Below are 420 nucleotides of genomic sequence, written 5' to 3' on the forward strand. Positions count from 1 at the left end.
GCTCAGTAGGCGAGCGCGTCGTCCATCGAGGACTGCCAGTACGTCACCGTCAGGCTGCTGTCGTAGTACACGCCCTTGGCCGGCAGGGACGGGATCGCGGCGGGGCCGCCGTCGCTGTTCGGCGTGCGGGCCTGGAAGCCGACGGTGAGCTTCTTGCCGGTGGCGCCGCCCGAGCCGCTGCCGTCGGCGGCCGACAGGACCACCCCCGCGTACGCCGACTCGCCCGGACCCAGCGTGACGACGGCCTGCGGCTTGGAGTCCTCGATCGGCTGCGGCACCCACTGCATCTCGTCGAACCGCAGCACCGGGTAGTAGGTCAGGTCGCAGTTCTGCGCGCCGGTGTTCTTCACCGTGATCAGCATGTGGTTCACCGGGCGGGAGACCGGCGCGGCCGTGACACTCGTGTTCGCGCCGTTGCAG

Annotated in this window: 1 protein-coding gene; it reads right to left on the minus strand. The window is 70.5% G+C overall.

The annotated features are described in order from the left end of the window. Positions 1–2 precede the first annotated feature (2 nt). Positions 3–420: DUF4232 domain-containing protein (locus LPA54_RS40055; RefSeq protein WP_228985342.1), on the minus strand; the 418-nt coding region annotated here is incomplete at its 5' end.

This window comes from Streptomyces sp. DH12 (assembly GCF_020873895.1).
GTDB lineage: Bacteria > Actinomycetota > Actinomycetes > Streptomycetales > Streptomycetaceae > Streptomyces.